Source organism: Telmatobacter sp. DSM 110680 (assembly GCF_039994875.1).
Lineage (GTDB): Bacteria > Acidobacteriota > Terriglobia > Terriglobales > Acidobacteriaceae > Telmatobacter.
Genome location: NZ_CP121196.1, coordinates 649,422 through 667,457, shown reverse-complemented (window position 1 = coordinate 667,457; position 18,036 = coordinate 649,422). Strand labels below are relative to the sequence as shown.

Here is an 18,036-nt window from a genome sequence, read left to right as displayed (position 1 = left end):
GATTGGCTATTCAGTAGTGCTCCCAAGTGACGGACCAGTGTTCCTCAGGTCGAGCGGACTTGATGATCAGATGACCGTCTGCAGTGAGCTGGTAAACACGTGGAAGATCTTTGCCGACGAGTTGATCGCGGGTAATCGAACCCTGGACGTGATGGATCAGCGTATGCGCAGCCTCATCAACATCGTAGGTGCCGAACGAGGCCTCGTAGCCATCCTGGACATACTCGTTGTTCTGAGCATTCGCCGACTTCGGGTACATCAGCTGCACGGACATGTGGCCATCGCGTGTGTAGATCAGCATTCCCTGCGGTTGAACGATGTTGGCGGACTTACCATCCGGCCCGGGTGAATCGATGTGCGCGAGATGCCACGCGCCGATGAGTCTTTCGCGGTCAGTGGCTTGGCCCTTTGCCGATTGAGCTTGCACCAGGGTGGTGAACACTGCGACCAGAACGATGACGCCATAAGTCAGAGTCTTCATAATCAATCTCCCGCGCAGTTGTTTATCGGCCCACCAGCTGCTCATGGAATTTCGGGTAACGAGCTCCTTCGAGCTTGATCTTGGAGGAAGCTTCTTCGAGGGAGCGCACATCCTCTGGGGTCAGCTCAATGTTCGCGGCTCCCAGGTTTTCTTCGAGGCGCGCGAGTTTTGTTGTGCCCGGGATGGGAACGATCCAAGGTTTCTTCGCGAGCAGCCATGCGAGTGCGATTTGCGCAGGCGTCGCATTTTTCTGCTTTGCGAAGGAAGTGATTACATCCACCAATGCCTGGTTGGCTCTGCGATTTTCCTCGCTGAACCTTGGAACGCTGTTGCGGAAATCTGTGCTGTCGAATTTTGTGTCCGCATCGATCTTGCCGGTGAGGAAGCCTTTGCCCAGAGGGCTGAAGGGGACGAAGCCGATGCCCAATTCTTCCAGAGTGGGCATCACCGTTTCTTCGGGTTCGCGCCAGAAGAGCGAATACTCGCTCTGCAATGCAGCAACCGGCTGTACCGCATGGGCGCGACGGATCGTCTGCGCGCCAACTTCAGAAAGGCCGAAGTGCTTTACCTTGCCTTCCTGAATCAGGTCCTTGACTGCTCCTGCAACATCTTCGATAGGGACATTCAGATCGACACGATGTTGATAGAAGAGGTCGATCGCGTCGACCCGAAGTCGCTGGAGCGATGCTTCTGCAACCTGCTTGATGTGTTCCGGACGGCTATTCAGCGCGTTCCATTTGCCACCGTCTTGCGGATTGGCCTCCCATCCAAACTTGGTGGCGATCACCACTTTTTCGCGAGATGGAGCGAGTGCTTCTCCGACTAGTTCTTCGTTAACCAGCGGTCCGTACACTTCGGCGGTGTCGAAGAATGTGACTCCTCGATCAACCGCCGCGTGCAACAGAGCAATCATCTCCTGCTTGTCTTTCGGCGGCCCGTAGGACCAGCTCATTCCCATGCAACCGAATCCGAGGGATGACACTTCGAGCTTCTCTTTTCCTAATGTGCGCTTCTGCATCTGTTTCTCCTGGGGTCACCAACTGATCTTCGTTCTTGATTTGCTCGTATTGCTACTCAGACTTGAGCGAAGCCATGTCGATGGAGAAGCGGTATTTCACATCCGACTTGGCCAGCCGCTCATAAGCCTCGTTGAGTTTCTGAATTGGAATTACTTCGACATCGGAAGTGATGTTGTGCTTGCCGCAGAAGTCGAGCATCTCCTGAGTCTCGGCGATGCCGCCGATGAGCGAGCCGGAGAAGCTGCGGCGCGCGAAGATAAGGCCGAAGACGGACACGGGCAGCGGCTTTTCGGGCGCGCCCACCATGGTGATGTTGCCGTCGCGGCGAAGCATCTGGATGTACGCGTTGATATCGTGGTCGGCGGCTACCGCATCGAGGATGAAGTCGAAGCTTCCGGCATGCTTTGCCATCTCGTCGGCGTTCTTTGAAATCACAACCTCATCGGCGCCGAGGCGCAGAGCGTCGTCTTTTTTTGCAGGCGAGGTGGTGAAGACAACGGTATGTGCTCCGAAGGCGTGCGCAAATTTCACGCCCATGTGGCCCAGTCCGCCAAGGCCGACAACGCCAACCTTCTTGCCCTTGGTGACGCCCCAGTGGCGCATGGGCGAGTAAGTCGTGATTCCCGCACAAAGTAATGGAGCCGTTCCGGCCAGATCAAGATTCGTTGGAACCTTCAGAACAAAATGTTCAGTCACGACAATACTGTCGGAGTATCCACCGTAGGTGACGCCTCCGCTGTTCTTGTCAGGGAAGTTGTAGGTGAGGGTCATGTTGGGGCAGAACTGCTCGAATCCCGCCTTGCACTCGGGGCATGTGCCGTCAGAGTCGACGAGGCAGCCGACTGCGGCGAGATCGCCCGGCTTGAACTTCTTGACTGCGGAACCGACCTTGGTGACGCGACCGACAATCTCGTGTCCAGGAACGCAGGGGTAAACGGTTGGCATCATCCCGCTCCATTCGTTGCGGGCCTGGTGAAGATCGGAATGGCAGATGCCGCAGAAGAGGATTTCGATCTGCACGTCGTGGTCAGTTGGATCGCGACGGCTGATGGAGGTGGAGGTAAACGGCGATGTTGCGCTGGCTACGGCGTAAGCTTTGGCTTTGTACATAGGGGACCTCAAGATCCGGAGTGTATTCGAGCATTCTGCTCCGAAATCAGAGTACGAAACCGAGGCTCTGTGGAGGTATCCCGATCCTGCCAATCTCTTGCCTGATTCTGTCGATGCATGGATTTTTGTGCATACCTCCATAAATTTTGGATTAACTTAAATTTCAGGGAGTGAAGACGGTGAAGAGGTCGATGCATGAGGACGCGAGGGCTAATCAGGATGTGATTGATGCGCGGAAAGCGCTGGCACGCAAGATTGCCGATCGCGCCGTCGCGGAAGGAGACATGGATACGGAGATACCCGGTTTGCGTATCTACCGTCGCTCTGTCACCACTGCCTGCGCATCAGCGGCTTACGAGCCGAGCATGGTTGTTTTTCTGCAGGGACAAAAGCGCATCAACGTCGGCAAGACGACCTATATATGTGACGGCTCGAATTTTCTTCTGACTTCGGTTGACTTGCCCGTCGTGAGCCAGGTGATTTTGGCGAGTGAGAAGCAGCCGCTTCTCGGCCTGATTCTGAAACTCGAAATGCCGGCGGTGCGCGAGATTCTGTCGCAACAGGAGTTTCATCTGCGCGAGGAATCGGCCGATGCGCGCGCCATGGCCGTCGGCATCACGTCGCTGGAACTTCTGGATGCCTGTTCGCGGCTGGTGAATCTGATGGATGCGCCGGAAGACATTCCGATTCTCAGCAGCCTCATCCAGCGGGAGATCATTTACCGGCTGCTGCGCAGTCCGCAGGGAAAACACCTGCGCGCGATTGCTACGCTGGGCGAGCAAAGCCACCGGACAGCCAAGGCGGTGGAGTGGTTGAGGACCAACTATGCGAAGCCGCTGCGGGTTGAGGAACTGGCGAGCATGGCGCGCATGGGCGTCTCGACACTGCATCATCAGTTCCGGTCTCTGACGGCGATGAGCCCTTTGCAGTATCAGAAGCAACTTCGATTACATGTGGCGCGCGAACGGATGTTGAATGCGGGCCTGGATGCGGCGAGCGCGGCTTTTGAAGTCGGGTATGAAAGCGCCAGCCAGTTTAACCGGGAGTACAGCCGGTTCTTCGGCCAGCCGCCGATGCGGGATGTGAAGTCGCGACGCGGAGTTCTTGAAACCGCTCAAGGCTGAGAAGTCGTTCGCGAAAACCGCCGACGTTTCTCTATGCAGTTTGCAATGCGGTTCTGGAATTCGCGGTACGAACGGAATGCATGAGTTCGATGTATTCAGTGCATACTGATGGCAATGAAATGGACCGGCGTTTCTCAGCGATCTTGTCGATTGTCCCGAGCGGCCGTGGCTGCCGCAGTTCTTTTTTGTGCAGTGAGAACTGCGACAGCACAGGCGCAACACGTCGAGCCTCCACCATGCGCGAAGGCGGATGGCAGCGCCGGCGTGCGGTGGATCGTCAACGCGGGGTCGCTGCATCATTCCGTTTCCGTCATTCCGATTGAACAGCAACAGCGGTATTTTGGAAGTCCGTGCACTTTTATGGTGGGGAAGTTGAAGACGCCGCCTTATGTGCAGTGGAATGCGATCGGAACAATCTCGATTCGCAGCGCGAGCGAAATCGACCGGTGTTGCGATGAGGGTGTGGGCGCTGTAATGTATGACCCGGAGAAGTGGCAGTTCACGCCAGAAGAGGAGCAGCGCAATCCTGGCGAATACGCCTGCAAGATCGCAGACCTTGTGCATGCGCAGCACCGCCTGCTGATCGTTGCGCCGGCGGCGGATCTTGTGGGCGGAGGGCCGGATCGTTTTGATCGGTTCCTACGCGCGAAAATTGCAGGGAGCGTGGCGAAGTGTGCCGATGTGTACGAAATCCAGGCGCAGGGAGCGGAACTGGATGCGCGCGATTTTGCTTCCTACGTGCGCAGAGCTGCGCAGCAGGCCCGCCGCGCAAATCCCAACATTATTCTGCTGGCCGGCATCAGTACCAATCCAACGGGAAGAAGCGTAACGGCCAAAGAACTGTTCGCCTGTGTGCAAGCAATCTCGGATGTGGTGAGTGGCTACTGGCTCAATATTCCGGCCGGCGGCGCGGCCTGTCCGACCTGCGGCGAGCCGAAGCCTGAAGTTGCGGCTGAACTACTGCAAATGATGAGCGCGGCTGGAAGGTAGAGGGCACGAACTGGCCTCACTTCCCTTTCACTTCGAAGCTGCGATCGGTTTAGGCCGGAGGACGAATTGGACGGTGTTTGAGAGGAGTTCCTCGTCGTCCCATTGGGCTAGCTCGGCTTTGATTTCGGGGGTCAGGCGATGTCGGCCCAGATTGGGGGCCTGGACATTTTCTTCGAGGATGTCGAAGTGGCGGCTGAAGAGCTGGCGGTAGTCTCTGCGCGAGAGGCGGTTGAGCCAGGTGTTGGCCTGGAAGCGATTTTTGCGGAGATGTTCCCATGGCTCGGAACGGCGAGGTGAATCATTATCCTCTGAGTCCCAGTACCACTCAGGCAGGTGGCCGCCGGTGATGCCGGTGAAGATATTGGGTGTAATCAGGGCCACGCCGTTCGGGACGATTTGAGTGGCGAGGCGAGCCATGATCTTCTCGATGCCCTCGCGGGGGATGTGTTCGAAGACATCCTGCGAATACACGAGATCGAGAGATTCGGTTCCGAAGTCGGAGGTGGCGGCGTCACCTACGAGAAGGTCGGCGGAGTTGATGCGCATCGGGTAGCCGCGTTTTTGTAAAGCGGACTTCAGATCCGCATAGTCGCGCCGGTCAAAGAGGAGGCTGCGTACGCCGGTCTTCAGGCCGCGCTCGATTCCGTTTCTGGCGACGATTTTCAGGAGACTTCCCGGGCTGAAGCGGAGCATGGGCATGTCGAGGTCGATGCCCCGCACCCGGATGCCCATGCTCATCAAGGCGATGAGGCGGAAGGGCTGGGCGCCGTATCCGATTTCGAACGTTCTGGCTTCGGCGAAAGACCGTCCGGTAAGTCGCTCATAGGTCGATCGCATGCCATCGAGTTGGGTCAGAATCCCCTCAATGAAGTTTCGGCGAGAGGCGGCATCGCGGCGCATGGACAGAAGCTTCAGAGCTTCTCGCCATTTCTGGCCGAATTCAACATGTGCGTCGCTCGATGCGGAGTGGGTCTTCATTTTCGGGGTGCCCGTCCAAGTTAAACGGATCGTGGTTCCATTCCTAGCATAGGCGTCGTTCTGGTTTGGTAAGACTGAAGGAGCATTTACGCTCTGGGGAACTGCACAACAAAATCATGCGTATAGGCCTCCATGGCTTGTGCGGGTACATTAAGCTGGAGCGTGGCAGGGCTGGTGGCGCCAAAGGTGCCTATCCGGCGCAAGCTGGAACCTCAGAATGCTGGGGCGCCTCGAAGGCCGATCCAGGGCCACGGTCAGGAAGCCAAAACCATGACACCGGACATTCGCCAGACGAGCGGGCCGCTCGAGATCGACTGGTCTGAAGTCGTCCGCAAGTGTATGGACGGGGATTCTGGGGCATGGGCCGAACTGGTTCGTACCCATCATCGCCGTGTCTACGGGCTTTGCTACCGGTTTACGAACAATCCCGCGGACGCTGAGGATCTTACCCAGGACGTCTTCCTCAAGATCTATTCGAATTTAGCCAGTTTTGACACCACAAGGGGCAGCCTGCAGGTGTGGATCACGACGATGACCCGCAACCTGCTGGTGGATAACTTCCGCCGCACCCGGAATCAGCGGGCTACGGATTCGCTGGATGCGGGTTGGGAAGAAACCGACGAATTGCGGCCGATTGACAGGCTGACGGCAAGTGGACCTTCACCGCATGAAAAGGCGGCTCAGAAGGAACTGGCCAAGATGGTGCAGGGAGCCTTGGCAAAGGTATCGGTAGAGCTGCGCGAAGCAGTCATATTAAGGGACTTACAAGACATGGATTACAAAGAGATCGCCCAGGTGCTGGGCATACCGGAAGGGACGGTTAAATCCCGCATCAGCAGAGGACGTGCGGAACTTGCACGCCTGCTGGAACGTAATAAGCGGGAGGTGATGTGATGGCAGACCGCGGAAACATTCCGAACTCTCCAGCTTGCGGGCTTTGGGAAACTCTCCTGGCCGACGCACTGGACGGGCTGTTGCGGCCGGAGGATGAGGCAACTTTCTCCTCCCACATGGCTGTCTGCCCGTCATGCACCGCTCTCTTTGAGGAAGCCCGGCGTGGGCGCGAATGGCTGGAGTTCTTAAGCCCGGAACCAGAGGTCCCGGAGGGTCTACTGGATAAGATCCTGGCGCAGACCGGTCCGGGACACACTTCTGAATACAAGCTGGCGACCGCGGGCAATGTTGTACCGATGGCGATTCCAGCGTGGCAGCGCCCGGGCATGATGGGGCGGATTCGCCGCTTTGCGGAGCCCCGGCTGCTAATGACGGCGGCGATGGCGTTCTTCTCAATCGCTTTGACGCTGAACATGACGGGCGTAAAGCTGACCGATTTCAGGCTCTCGAATCTGCGGCCAACGGCGGTTCGTTCTTTCATGGAACGCCGGCTGACCATGGCGTCAACGCCGATTATTCGCTATTACGATCACCTGCGGCTGGTGTACGAAGTGCAGTCCCGCATGCGCGAACTGCGCCAGAACGCCAAGCCTCAGCAACAGCAGACTCAGCCGGCGGCGCCGGGGGAGTCAAAACAAAACCCTAACCGGAAAGACGGCGGGTCCCGCGTCGATCCGCCACAGCAATCCGGAGCTCCATCGCTCCGGGACTCTGATTATCTGGAAACATCCGTTACGCTTCACGACCGGCAACTCACCCCAGCGAATGAAACCTGTGGTCTGGGGACTCAGTCCGCGCATTCCGGCGGCTCTACGCAACCCGGTTACGACATGGCAATACGGGAAGGGAGCACAGTATGGACTGCGTAAATCATCAAGGAGTTAGTGCGACGGCCTATTGCCAGAACTGCGGCAAAGCGCTTTGCGCGGCCTGCGTTCGCCATGCGGGGAATGGACAGATTCTTTGCGAGCCGTGCTCGATGGCCTGGCAGAACGTGCAGCAACCGTTTGTTGCGCCCAGTGTCGGCGGCCCGAATCCGTCAGTCGCCGCGGTGCTCGGAATTATTCCCGGCGTGGGCGCGATGTATAACGGACAGTACTTCAAAGGGCTGATCCACGTCGTGATTTTTGTCGTGATTATCAGCATCACGACCCACTTCGGGTTATTCGGATTGTTTATCCCGGCGTGGATTCTGTACCAGTCGTTTGAGGCGTTCCACACGGCGAAGGCGATTCGCGATGGGCAGCCGATACCGGATCCGCTGGGTCTGAACGAGGTGGGCAACTGGCTCAACCTCGGTGGGCCTAGCCATCGGCCGGGCGTGCCCGTGAATCCGGGAGTACCAGGGACTGGACCGGCGGCGCCGGGAGCGAGCGGGTATCAGCAGGTTCCGTATGCGCAGTATCAAGCGCCGTATGCCCCCCCTCCCCCCCCAGGGTTTGTGGACCCCGCAATCCCCCCTGTGCCTCCGGTGCCACCGATGTTCTGGAAGCGCAAGGAGCCGATTGGCGCGCTGATCCTGATCGGGTTCGGACTGATATTGCTGCTCAATCAGCTGGGATTGCTGGCGGAACATGTATTCAAGTTCTTATGGCCGTTGGTATTCATCGCATTGGGTGTTTGGCTGATCGTGCGTCGTTTTGAAGATACGAAAGGGGGCCAGCAATGAACCGCTACATATTGATCCGCCGATTGAGGGGTCCGGCGATTCTGCTGCTGCTTGGCACGATTCTGCTGATGCATCAGGCCGGCCTGGTTGATTTCTGGAGTCTGTTCTTTCCGCTGCTGCTGATTCTTATCGGAGTGCTGAAGCTGGCTGAGCGAGCTGCACTGGCCGCCGCGGGAGATGAGACGCCGTATCCGGGCTCTCCCTATCCTTATGGCGCGGCTGTTAACCCGGCCGCGGCAACTGCTGCGCAACCGCAGCCGGGCACATCGATTGTTCCGGCAACGCAAGACTACGGGAAGGGTCCCGAAGGAGGACAGTCATGAGCAGCGTGCCTCCGAATATGCCTCCGGGTGGTTATGATCCGCGTACGCAGTGGCGTGTATACCGCGAGCAGCAACGCGCGGCGTGGCGTGCACAGCGGGATGCGTGGAAAGCGCAGCAGTACGCATACAAGGCGAAGTTTCAAGGTGCGTACGGGCCGCGGGTTCCTTCTGTTGTTGGGCCATTGATTCTGGTTGCGATCGGCGTGGTGTGGCTGCTGATCTATGCAGGCCGCATTGCTCCGGAGAATTTCTGGACATGGTACGGGAAATGGTGGCCGCTCATGCTGATCGCCGCGGGACTGGCGATGCTGGCGGAGTGGGCTTTAGATTTGCGGCGCGAAGCTCCGGTACGCCGCGGAACCGGGTTTGTGGGGATTTTGATTCTGCTCGCTGTGATCGGATTCTTCGCATCGGGAACGACGCGGGGTATGTGGGGTCCGTGGAGAGGCGATTGGGGTGACCACGACGAGAACAACTTCTTCAACATGTTTGGCCTGCCTGAGCACGATTTGGAACAGCAAGTTTTGAAGGTGCAGATTCCATCGGATGCCGCAGTGCATATCGAGAACCCGCGTGGTGATGTGAGCATCACGGCCGGCGATTCTCCGAGCATCGAAGTGCAGGCGCACGAGGTTGCGTATGCCGGTTCGGAAGATGAGGCGAAGAAGATCTTCGATGCGGAGCAGGCGCATGTGACAGTGAGCGGGAGCGCCGTGCTGGTGAAGTCAGACAGCAATAACAACGGTCGACTGAACCTGACCATCACGGTTCCGAAGAGCGCGCACATCACGGTGCACTCCGGCCACGGCGATGTGACGGCTGCGAACCTTGACGGGGGCGCGAATATCAACTCCAACCATGGAGACGTGCACTTGAGCGTTATCAAGGGCTCGGTGCAGGTGCATTTCTCATCGGATAAAGGAGACTTCTCCGCACATCAGATCGATGGCGATTTGACGGCGGAGGGAAACTGCAACGACCTCACTCTGTCGGAGATCACCGGCAAGGTGACGATCAACGGTGAGCTTTTCGGCGATGTACACATGGAGAATGTCACCGGACAGATTCATGTGCATACCTCGATTACGGACATGGATGTGGCTACTCTTCCGGGGGATCTGACACTGAATTCCGATACTTTGCGCGTGACCCAGGCGAAGGGCCAGGTGCGCGTAACGACCCACTCGAAGGACGTGGACCTGAGCCAGGTGTATGGGGATAGCTACGTTGAAGATCGTGATGGCCGGATCGCAGTTGAGACGGCTGGGAACTATGCAGTTGAAGCGAAGAATCGAAAAGGCGACGTGGAATTGACTCTGCCTCCCAATGCCGCGGCTTCTGTAAGCGGAAGCACGCGCAACGGGGACATCGTCAGCGATTTTCCTCTGGCAGTGAGCGGAGATGAAAGCAAGACAGTGAACGGCAAGATTGGTGCGGGTGGGCCGAAGGTAACGCTCACTGCGGAGAATGGTGACATTCACATCAAGCGCGGGGATGATGTTCCACCGCTACCGCCCACGGTCGCGGGTCCTGCATCTCCGGCTGCGCCCCATTTGAAAGCTCCAAAAGCGCCGCCGGCGCCACCGGTAACGCAATGAAGCAGGAACGGGGAATAGGGAACAGGGAGTAACAAACTGGGCTGAGAGTTGGGGTAAGAAGCAAAACAGAAAACTGGGTGGGTTGGACTTGGGCGCGAAGCCGAAAACTTCGCGCCTTTTCGTTTTTTCTTCACTACTCGGTTCTGAGGGCCTGCATGGGATCGAGGCGTGAGGCGCGCCATGCGGGAATGAGGCAGGCGATGGCTGCAACCGCGAGCAGCGTTGCGGCGACCGAAGCGAAGACCGCGGGGTCAAGGGGCTGTGTCGCAAAGAGCAACGTGCGAAGCAGACGTGTCGCGGCTGCGGCAGCGACCAGGCCGACAACGAGGCCGATTAGCGCGGGCCACATTCCATTGACCAGCATCAGTCGGAGTACCTGCTCTCGCTGCGCACCGAGCGCGATGCGGATGCCAATCTCGCCGGTACGTTGCGCGACGATATAGGAAAGAACGCCGAAGATGCCGACCGCCGCGAGGATTAGTGAGAGAACAGCCAACGCGGTGAGCAAAATCGCGTTGAAGCTGGAGTCGAGAGTCGATTTGCCCAACAACTGGTCCATGGTGAGAATGTCGGAGACGGCCAGGTCGCGATCCATGTCTGAAACGATTCGCTGTACGGGAAGAGCGAATTGCGCGACGTCCTGATTCGACCGGATCACGATGGCTACGACGGGAGCCTCTCCTGATCCGAGTGAGAAGTACTTTATAGGGTTTGGATCTTCACCGAGTTGGAACCGTGTGGCGCCGACGACGCCGACAATCACATAGTCCTTGTCGTTCGTGTGAACGTGCTTGCCGATGGGTTCTTCGCCGGGCATGAACTTATTGACGAAGGTCTGATCGACGATGATTTCATTGGCCAGTTTCAATCGAAGCGCAGGATTGAAGGTGCGTCCTCGCAGGATGGGAATCCCCATCGCTTGAAAGTACCCGGGATCAGCACTTCGATTGAGCGCCCAGATTCCTGAGCCCTGTGGAAGCGGCGGGTGGCCGACAATTGTGAAGCTCGTGTCTCCCCAGTAGCCCTGTCCGGGGACCGATTCGACGATTCCCGCCGCTGTAATTCCGGGTACGTTGCGAATTCGGTCGAGAAGCGTATCGAAGAAGTTCACACGCTCAGCGGGGGTTTTGTAACGTGCATCGGGAAGTCCTGTACGCAGGGTCAGCACATTCTGAGTGCTGCAGCCCATATCGGTTGAGCGAAGGCGCTCGTAGCTTTTGACCAGGAGGCCTGCGCCCGCTAACAAGACCACTGTCAGCCCCACCTGAAGTGTCAGCAGGACGCGGCGCAGGCTTGTCCTTTCGCGGCTTCCACTGAGTCCGCGCGAAGACTCGTGAAGCGTGCTGAGGATGGCTGCGTCTCCGGTGCTAATTGCCGAGATAACGCCCGAGAACAGAGCGGAGAAGAAGATGATTCCGCCTGTGAATGCGATAACCACACCATCGAAGTGAATGGTTTCGACGCGGCTCATGTCATGCCGCGTCTGGATGAGCCACTGCAATGCCGCGTACGCCAGAAGGATGCCAAACGCACCGCCGAAGGCTGAAAGCAGCAGGCTTTCCATGAGGCGTTCTGTGAGGAGACGAAGCCGGCCGCCGCCGAGAGCGCTTCGAATTGCGAGATCTTTACGTCGCGCAGTCGCGCGCGCTATTAGCAGATTGGCGATGTTCAGACATGCAATGAGCAATACACAAGTGGTAGCCGCGAGCAAGACGTAGAGCGCCGGCTTGATGGGTCCCACCATGTGCTCGAGCAGCGGCCGGCTGTTGGCTGATTTGAAAACGAACGGATCGCTGAGATTCGCGTTGTGGAGATGAAGCGAGATCAAACTCAGATCGGCTTCGGCTTGCGCTTCCGAAATACCTGGCCTGAGGCGACCAACAACACCAAACGTGTGATCGCTCAGTGTCGTCATGGTTTTCATCGGCCTCTCGTGAGAGACGGGTAACCACAACTGGGTTTGAGGTCGCGGAAAATCGAACCAGGCTGGCATAACGCCAATGACCATGTACGGCGCGGCATCAATGAAGATGGATTGATTCAGGATGGCGGGATTGCCGCCGAAACGCCGCTTCCACAGTCTCCAACTGAGTAGAACCGTGCCATTGGCCGAAGGGCTGTCTTCCGACTCTACAAAATTCCGACCTAGCGCCGGCTCGACGCCGAGGGTCGGCAAAAGATCCCAGGAAAATTGTGCACCGGCAAGCTTCTCAGGAAGCTGGCCGCTCGACCCCGACAGATTAACGTGTGTGTTTCCTACCAGCGCGAGATTGCTGAAGGTATGGTTTTGCTTTTTCCATTCCTGGTAGACCCCACCAGCGACGACATTGAAATCCGGCTTTCCGGGAGTGTGAACACTGTCTTCGTAAAGCATGAGAAGACGATCAGGATCTTTGAATGGTAGCGGTTTGAGGATTACATTGCGCACGACGGTGAACAGCGCGACATTCGCACCGATCCCGAGAGCCATGACGACAATCGCAATTGCGGTGAAGCCGGGAGTGCGGCGCAAGGCGCGAAACGCAAAGCGGAAGTCGCGCAGAAGCGATTCGAGACCATTCCAACTCCAGGTGGTTCGTGTCCGCTCCCGAAGAAGGGCGGGATTGCCGAATGTGCGGAGAGCGGAATAGCCGGCTTCCTCCGGAGTCATGCCTGCGGCGATGTTTTCAGCGATCTGACGGTCGAGATGAAACGCCAGTTCGTCGTTGAGGCGCGTGCCGGCTCGTTCGCGACCGAGCAGCATCTGAATTTGCATTCGGAGTTGTTCAATCCAACGCAATGCTATTCCTCCAGTTATTCCGTTCTCAGCGCCTGCATAGGATCAAGGCGCGAAGCGCGCCATGCGGGGAACAGGCAGGCAAGAATCGCCACCGTTAGCAGGAGTGCTAAAACCGCTGTGAAAACTGTGGGATCGAGCGCCTCTGTTTGATAGAGCATCGATTTGATGAGGCGCACGGCAAATGCGCTTGCTCCGAATCCAACCACGAGACCGAGAAGGGCAGGGCGCAGGCCATCGAAGAGGACTGCCCGCAACAACTGCGAGCGCTTTGCACCGAGTGCCATGCGGATGCCGAGTTCGGACGTGCGCTGGGTTACGAGATAGGAGAGGACTCCGTAGAGACCGGCGGCAGCGAGGATCAGCGCGATCACTGCGAAGGCCAGCACGAGCAGCGAGTCGAATTGGGAATCGATTGTGGACTTGTCGATGGTTTCGCGGAGAGTCTTCACGTTGGAGACGGGCAAATCGCGGTCGAGATGGCCAATGATGCTTTCGATGGGCATAGCGAGCGATTCCACGTTATGGGCGCTGCGAACGAAAATCGTGGCGCCAGCAAAATCGCTGCCAAAGAGGGGTTGATAGATGGTTGGTTTGGGATCTTCGTGTATGTCCCATCGCGTGTCAGCGACAACGCCGATAATTTCCAGCTCCTGATGGGAGAAGTCGAAACGCAGGTGCTTGCCGATGGGATCTTCTTTGGGGAAGAGTTGCAGCGCGGCTTGATGCGATATGACCGCGACTTTGCCGCGGGCGAATCGCTCATCGGATGTGAAGATGCGACCGCGCATCAGCGGGATCTCTGCGGCTGCAAAGTAACCCGGATCCGCAGCACGCATGTGCATGTCGAGGAAATTTTCGGGGCGAAGCGGGCGTTCAACGATGTCCGCGAGGCTGTCGCCGCCCCAGCCCTGACCGGGCGCGGTGGAGACAAGGCCAGCGCTGCCGACACCGGGAAGAGCGCGGACCTGCGTGATGAGCTGTTCAAAGAAGGCGGCCTGTTTGGCGGGTTCCTTATAACGCGCTTCAGGCAGGCTGAGATGCATGGTGAGAGTGTTTTTGATGGGGATGCCGAGGTCCGTGCCGCGCATACGCTGATAGCTTTTGAGGAGAAGGCCGGCCCCGGCAAGCAGAACCACGGTGAGGCTGACTTCGATCACCAGCAACGAGCGGCGAAGCGTGGCGCGCCGCTTACTTCCCTTAGTGGAACGAGAAGATTCCTGCAGGGCACTCAAAAGCTGACGGCTCTCAAGACTGAATGCAGAGAGAGCTCCGGAGAAGAGCGCGCAAACGGCAATCGCAACAAAGGTGAAAAGAAGCACAACCCCATCAATCCGCACAGATTCTATGCGGTTCATATCGGGCTGGAAATGGGCGATGAATTGCAGCGCTGTCCACGCGAACGCGATTCCGATGGCACCCGCTGTGACGCATATGAGAACGCTCTCTGTGAGTTGTTCTCGCACCAGTCGGAGGCGGCCGCCGCCCAGTGCAGTGCGAATTGCTATTTCTTTGCCGCGCGCTGCGGTTCGTGCAACGAGGAGGCCGGCAACATTCATGGAGGCGATAAACAGAACACAAACGGTAGCGGCGAGAAGGACATAGAGCGGAGTTTTGTAATCCTGCACGGCATCGTCGAGCATGAGGCGACCGCTGGCGAAGGGATGCACGGCGGGCCCCGCGTGTTCTTTCTTGATCTGCTGCTGGATCGTGTTGATCTGAGCGACGACGCTTTGGAGCGTTGAGCCAGGTTTGATGCGCGCAGCTACGAGGGCTTCGTGATCTTCGTAGGTGGCGAGGAGACTGGGAGGCGCTTCGTGGTTGAAAGGTGTCCAGACTTGAATGTTCTTACCACCGAAGGAGCCGGAGTACACAAACCAGGAAGGAAGGACTCCGAGAACCGTGTAGGGATGGGCATCGAGCCACACAGTCTTTCCGACGATGGATGGATCGCCGGCATAGCGGCGTTTCCAGAATGTATTTGTGAGGAGGACACTAGCTGCGGCACCGGGTTGGTCATCACTCGCGGCAAAGTTGCGGCCAATCGCAGGTTGAACACCGAGGATGGAGAAGAAGTTCCACGAGCACCAGCCGGCATCAATCCTCTCAGGGAGTTTGCCGCCTTCGGCCGACACGTTATAGCTCTGAAACGGTGAGACCATTGCCATCTGCTCGACGCCAGTCGCGGACTTCTGCCAATCGAAGAAGCTCCTCGGATCGACGGGCGCGTATTGTGCTCTAGCGGAGGGGCCGTGCTCGCTTTCATAGAGCATGATGAGGTGGTTGGGGTCGACGTATGGCAGCGGCTTGAGAAGCACTCCGCGGACGATCGTGAAGAGAGCTACATTTGCGCCAAGCCCGAGTGCCATCACGAAGACGGCGATGAGTGCGAAGCCAGGGGCGCGGTACAGTGTGCGGCACCCGATGCGCACATCGCGGAGTATGGATTCCAAAGACGACCATGACCAGGTTGATCGTGTCTGTTCGCGAAGCAGTGCTGGATTGCCAAAGGTGCGAAGGGCGGAGTAGCGTGCTTCTTCGCGGGTCATGCCGGCGGCGACGTTCTCCTGGATCTGACGCTCGAGGTGGAAGCTGAGTTCGTCCTCAAGGTGGCTGCCAGCGCCAGCTCGACCAAAAAGCATCAGGAATCGCATTTGAAGTTGATGTAACCAGCGCATGTTCCCCTCCCTTGCGTGTGTCAGGTGACGCGTTACATCTCACTCACGACCAGGTTGATGGCGGCGGAGAGTCGATTCCAGCTTGCAGTTTCTTTCTCGAGCTGGCCGCGTCCGGCTGCGGTAAGTGAATAGAACTTGGCTTTTCGTCCTGTTTCACTTTCGGCCCACTTAGCTTTGATCCAGCCCTGCTGTTCGAGCCGGTGGAGGGCGGGATAGAGCGAGCCTTGTTGAACCTGGAGGACTTCCCCGGAGAGTTGTTGAATTCGTTTTGCAATGGCCCATCCGTGCATGGAATCAGGCAGGAGGGTCTTGAGGATGAGCAGGTCGAGTGTGCCTTGGACGAGATCGCTGGGCTTTCCCATGCCTAGATTATCTACAATAAGTATTGTAGATAGTCAAGGTGTTGTTTTTAATCCAATGCAACCGTAGACGTTTTCAGGGAGTCTATTCACTTGCGGGGTAAATGCTCTTTCGTTGTATGCTCCAGTGGCAAGGGGTGGCTGATGATGCATGCGCCGATCCGGGTGATTACGGTAGAGCGGGAATACGGTTCGCGGGGCGGGGAGTTTGCGCACGATCTCGCTGAGCGGCTGGGCTGGCGGTTGCTGGACTCTGAACTGGTGAGTGCGGCGGCTAAGCGGGCGGGTGTTTCGCCGGAACTGGCCGCTAAATTCGATGACCGGCTCGATCCCTGGTACTACCGCTACGGCAAAGTGTTCTGGCATGACACGGCATACCAGATGACCGGCCTCTCCGAAGAGCAGGTATTTGATTCCGAGCGCATGCTGACGCTGATTCGCGATGAGATTCTGGCGGCGGCGAAGCAGGGGAACTGCGTGCTGGTTGGCCGAGGCGCAGCGTGCGCACTGGCTTGCCAGCCGGGATGTTTTCACATTTTTGTATATGCAACGATGAAGGCGAAGCGCGACTGGTTTACGCAGGCGTTCCCCAAGCAGGCGCAGAATGCGGAGCAGGCGCTGGCGGCTTACGACAAGCGGCGCGCTGCAGTGATTCGCAAGTTTTATCAGCAGGAGTGGTGCTCGCGCGGGCTTTATCACATGCTGCTGAACTCTGCGATGGGGACTGAAGCGATGATCGCGTCGGTGAGCGGAGCGGCAGAATTGGAGATTGCCGTTCCTGCAAGTGCTGCAAGTTCTATCGGGCCTACCGGGGCTCCCTGCTAAATGGCAATACGGGGAACGCGTTCGCCGATGCGCGTAAATATTTCCCATGGGATGGTGTCGGTCGCCTTGGCGTGATCGAAGGCGGTTATCGATTCGGAGATCTGGCTCCCCAGGATTACGACTTCATCTCCCGCGGCTACGTCGGAAATATCGGTGACATCGATGACGGATTGATCCATGCTGATTCGTCCGACTAATGGTGCACGCTGGCCACGAACAAGAAGCTCGAAGCGATTGCCGAGCTGGCGATCGAGGCCGTCGGCATATCCTGCGGCGACAAGCGCAAGCCGCATGGGCTCGGTGGCGACGAAGGTTCCGTTGTAGCCTACGACAGCACCGGGCGCAATGGATCGCACACTCACAACCCTGGATTTCCAACTGAGTACAGGGCGCAGCTCACGGCGCGAACGGCCGAGAGAGATAGGCTCGCTGGACAAGAATCCTGGATCGTATTCCGGAACGAGTCCGTAGAGCGCGAGTCCGGGACGAATCAGGGTTTTCATTCCGAAGCGTGAAGCAAGTGCGGATATTTTGGGTGCCTGCCCGGCGAGCAGTGCGGCGGTGTTTCCGACATTGAGCACGCCGGGATGAACACCGGTGGTGTTAATCAAACTCAAAGCATCTTCCAAGAGCTCCAACTGATTGTCGGTGACCGCTTCATCGGCTTCGTCGGCGGCAAAGAGGTGGGTCATCACGCCTTCGAGGCGCAGAGGCGAATCGCGATGAAAGCGCGCGAGAAGCGAAGGAAGCGATTGCAGATCCGCGCCTTGGCGGCTCATACCCGTATCAATCTCGAGATGAATGGAGACGGAGCGCATATCAGCTGCACGGGCAGCGTCTTCGAGTTCGTCAAACTGCCATGCGTCCCACACAATTGGGGTCAACTTATGATGCAGAACATCTTTTCCCTGACCGGGGAAAGCACCGCCAATAACGAGAATGCGTGTGTCCGCGCAGAGACGCCGAGCCTCGATCCCTTCTTCCACGCTGGTGACGCCAAGCCACTCTGCACCGGCGCGAACCGCGGCGGGAGCGCAGAGTCGGAGTGAGTGTCCGTAGGCATTGGCCTTGACGATGGCCAGCAAATCGACGTGGGGACCAGCAAGGTCCGCGAGAAAGCGAAAGTTATTTTCGAAAGAGCGGGTATTGATTTCGACCCAGCAAGGGCGCGTATGCATCGGACTGTCCAAGTATCAGTCTAGGGCATTGTTG

The 18,036-nt window shown here is 57.8% G+C and carries 16 protein-coding genes; 8 read left to right on the top strand and 8 right to left on the bottom strand.

Annotated elements, in window-relative coordinates:
* Window positions 1–10 precede the first annotated feature (10 nt).
* Genes P8935_RS02635 through P8935_RS02625 form a run of 3 tightly spaced genes read right to left on the bottom strand, consistent with a single transcriptional unit; the run spans window position 11 to window position 2,610 of the window.
* Entirely contained in the window at window positions 11–481 is a 471-nt protein-coding gene (locus P8935_RS02635; RefSeq protein WP_348263460.1) for a lipocalin-like domain-containing protein, read from the bottom strand.
* Window positions 482–503: 22 nt separating this feature from the next.
* Window positions 504–1,499, bottom strand: coding sequence for an aldo/keto reductase (locus tag P8935_RS02630; RefSeq protein ID WP_348263459.1), 996 nt, complete (start codon window positions 1,497–1,499; stop codon window positions 504–506).
* A 52-nt stretch (window positions 1,500–1,551) separates the two neighbouring features.
* Entirely contained in the window at window positions 1,552–2,610 is a 1,059-nt protein-coding gene (locus tag P8935_RS02625; RefSeq protein WP_348263458.1) for an NAD(P)-dependent alcohol dehydrogenase, read from the bottom strand.
* A 191-nt stretch (window positions 2,611–2,801) separates the two neighbouring features.
* Between P8935_RS02625 and P8935_RS02620 the strand changes: the two genes are divergently transcribed.
* Together P8935_RS02620 and P8935_RS02615 are read left to right on the top strand one after the other, a co-directional pair.
* Window positions 2,802–3,734 (top strand): AraC family transcriptional regulator, encoded by a 933-nt coding sequence (locus P8935_RS02620; protein ID WP_348263457.1) that lies wholly within the window; start codon window positions 2,802–2,804, stop codon window positions 3,732–3,734.
* 192 nt (window positions 3,735–3,926) lie between these two features.
* Window positions 3,927–4,724 carry a hypothetical protein gene (locus tag P8935_RS02615; protein WP_348263456.1) on the top strand — a complete coding sequence of 266 codons (798 nt, stop codon included), beginning with the start codon at window positions 3,927–3,929 and terminating at the stop codon, window positions 4,722–4,724.
* Between the two features lie 27 nt (window positions 4,725–4,751).
* Here P8935_RS02615 and P8935_RS02610 read toward each other — a convergent pair whose 3' ends face one another.
* Complete coding sequence (locus P8935_RS02610; RefSeq protein WP_348263455.1) at window positions 4,752–5,702, bottom strand: class I SAM-dependent methyltransferase; 951 nt, start codon at window positions 5,700–5,702, stop codon at window positions 4,752–4,754.
* Window positions 5,703–5,864: 162 nt separating this feature from the next.
* On the opposite strand from P8935_RS02610, the gene P8935_RS02605 reads away from it, so the two are divergent.
* The 5 genes from P8935_RS02605 to P8935_RS02585 all read left to right on the top strand — a co-directional run bounded on the left by P8935_RS02605 (window position 5,865) and on the right by P8935_RS02585 (window position 10,186).
* Complete coding sequence (locus P8935_RS02605; RefSeq protein ID WP_348263454.1) at window positions 5,865–6,596, top strand: sigma-70 family RNA polymerase sigma factor; 732 nt, start codon at window positions 5,865–5,867, stop codon at window positions 6,594–6,596.
* Entirely contained in the window at window positions 6,596–7,465 is an 870-nt protein-coding gene (locus tag P8935_RS02600) for a zf-HC2 domain-containing protein (RefSeq protein ID WP_348263453.1), read from the top strand. The genes P8935_RS02605 and P8935_RS02600 overlap by 1 nt, the downstream gene beginning before the upstream one ends.
* 110 nt (window positions 7,466–7,575) lie before the next feature.
* Window positions 7,576–8,265 (top strand): DUF5668 domain-containing protein, encoded by a 690-nt coding sequence (locus tag P8935_RS02595; RefSeq protein ID WP_348263452.1) that lies wholly within the window; start codon window positions 7,576–7,578, stop codon window positions 8,263–8,265.
* The gene (locus P8935_RS02590) at window positions 8,262–8,588 is read left to right on the top strand and encodes a hypothetical protein (RefSeq protein WP_348263451.1); all 327 of its coding nucleotides are present in this window, start codon (window positions 8,262–8,264) and stop codon (window positions 8,586–8,588) included. Before P8935_RS02595 ends, P8935_RS02590 begins: the two co-directional genes overlap by 4 nt.
* On the top strand, window positions 8,585–10,186 hold the full coding sequence (locus tag P8935_RS02585) for a DUF4097 family beta strand repeat-containing protein (RefSeq protein ID WP_348263450.1): 1,602 nt from the start codon (window positions 8,585–8,587) through the stop codon (window positions 10,184–10,186). Before P8935_RS02590 ends, P8935_RS02585 begins: the two co-directional genes overlap by 4 nt.
* Before the next feature lie 133 nt (window positions 10,187–10,319).
* Here P8935_RS02585 and P8935_RS02580 read toward each other — a convergent pair whose 3' ends face one another.
* From P8935_RS02580 to P8935_RS02570, 3 genes are read right to left on the bottom strand one after another with little or no spacing between them, the layout of a single operon-like run.
* Entirely contained in the window at window positions 10,320–12,965 is a 2,646-nt protein-coding gene (locus tag P8935_RS02580; RefSeq protein WP_348263449.1) for an ABC transporter permease, read from the bottom strand.
* Window positions 12,966–12,979: 14 nt separating this feature from the next.
* Window positions 12,980–15,640 carry an ABC transporter permease gene (locus P8935_RS02575; protein WP_348263448.1) on the bottom strand — a complete coding sequence of 887 codons (2,661 nt, stop codon included), beginning with the start codon at window positions 15,638–15,640 and terminating at the stop codon, window positions 12,980–12,982.
* Between the two features lie 32 nt (window positions 15,641–15,672).
* A complete protein-coding gene (locus tag P8935_RS02570; protein WP_348263447.1) occupies window positions 15,673–16,002 on the bottom strand; it encodes a PadR family transcriptional regulator in 330 nt (109 codons plus the stop codon).
* Between the two features lie 141 nt (window positions 16,003–16,143).
* Between P8935_RS02570 and P8935_RS02565 the strand changes: the two genes are divergently transcribed.
* Window positions 16,144–16,824, top strand: coding sequence for a cytidylate kinase-like family protein (locus P8935_RS02565; RefSeq protein ID WP_348263446.1), 681 nt, complete (start codon window positions 16,144–16,146; stop codon window positions 16,822–16,824).
* On the opposite strand, the gene alr is transcribed toward P8935_RS02565, so the two are convergent.
* Entirely contained in the window at window positions 16,821–18,002 is a 1,182-nt protein-coding gene (alr, locus tag P8935_RS02560; RefSeq protein WP_348263445.1) for an alanine racemase, read from the bottom strand. The genes P8935_RS02565 and alr overlap by 4 nt on opposite strands.
* Between the last annotated feature and the right edge of the window lie 34 nt (window positions 18,003–18,036).